This window comes from Microbacterium sp. 13-71-7 (assembly GCF_002257455.1).
In the GTDB taxonomy this organism is placed as follows: domain Bacteria; phylum Actinomycetota; class Actinomycetes; order Actinomycetales; family Microbacteriaceae; genus Microbacterium.
The window spans coordinates 1-1,003 of sequence record NZ_NCKN01000426.1 but is presented as its reverse complement, the minus strand read 5'-3'; the positions used below and the strand labels follow the sequence as shown (position 1 = coordinate 1,003).

General features: G+C 69.3%; 1 protein-coding gene and 2 pseudogenes. 2 read left to right on the top strand and 1 reads right to left on the bottom strand.

The window, feature by feature from the left end; translation table 11 throughout:
- Positions 1-433 (top strand): annotated as a pseudogene (locus B7X32_RS21010) (hypothetical protein); the annotation flags it as partial.
- Between the two features lie 101 nt (positions 434-534).
- The gene (locus B7X32_RS21005) at positions 535-708 is read left to right on the top strand and encodes a DUF3117 domain-containing protein (RefSeq protein ID WP_082072398.1); all 174 of its coding nucleotides are present in this window, start codon (positions 535-537) and stop codon (positions 706-708) included.
- 71 nt (positions 709-779) lie between these two features.
- Here B7X32_RS21005 and B7X32_RS21000 read toward each other — a convergent pair.
- A pseudogene (locus tag B7X32_RS21000) lies at positions 780-1,003 on the bottom strand (methyltransferase); the annotation flags it as partial.

Sequence of the window (1,003 nt, the reverse complement as noted above, 5' to 3'; positions counted from 1 at the left end):
GACCGAGCTGAGCTGGCGCGGATTCTGGATGCCCCAGGACGGGCACGCCGTGTTCTCGCCGTTCGAGGGATGGCTGAGCGCGATGCCGTACTGGGCGCAGCTGATGGGCCTGCCCGGATGGCTCGGGCTCGTGGTGCTCGCCCTGCTGGTCCTGCTGTTCGCCGCGGCGCTGATCTTCGGCCCCGGCGTCCGGCGGCTCGGTCCGGAGATCCGGCTCTTCGCCGCGAGCTACGTGCTGTATCTGCTGGCCGTGTTCTTCCCGCAGTCCAGCACGCTGCGGCTCCTGTTCCCGCTCGCGCCGCTCTGGGGCGCCGTCGGCTGGCGTCGCTCCTGGTGGCTGCGCGGCGCCGTGCTGCTGGCGTGCATCGGCCTGCAGGCGCTGTGGATCGCGAACGTGTACGGCTTCGCGAACACCTTCTGGCGCGTGCCCTGAACCGGTTCTCCTCCGGTGTGGCCCGGCCGCGCTGCGGTAAGCGGTGTCCCAGCACCCACTAATATGAGAGTTGTAGACCACCGAGGAAAGGGAGCACCGCGATGGCAGCGATGAAGCCGAGGACTGGCGACGGACCCATGGAGGCCGTGAAGGAGGGCCGGCTGATCATCGTGCGCGTCCCGCTCGAAGGCGGCGGGCGTCTGGTCGTCTCCGTCAACGACGCCGAGGCGAAGGAGCTTCACGACGTGCTGAGCAGCGTCGTGGCAGCGGCCTGAGCGATCCGCACGATTGCACAGATCCAGATCTTCTCAGATCTTCGAAAGGCCCGCTTCCTGCGGGCCTTTCGTCATTCCGCGATGCCGGTCAGCTGCAGCAGGCCCTCTCCGACCGTGCTCAGCGCCGCGAGCACGGCGGGGGACTGCTGGGTCTCCTGGATGAGCGAGCGGTAGGCGACCGTCACCTCGTCCCGCTGCACCGGATCCGCGACCCTTCCGCCGGCGAGCACGCGCGGCACGAGCACGGTGCCCCCGGCGCGCACGAGCCGCAGACCGTGCTCGACGTACTCGATGA

What these genes read in the sequence shown, in the direction of transcription:
- B7X32_RS21005 (WP_082072398.1), top strand. Translation starts at nt 535, where the DNA reads ATGGCAGCGATGAAGCCGAGGACTGGCGACGGACCCATGGAGGCCGTG.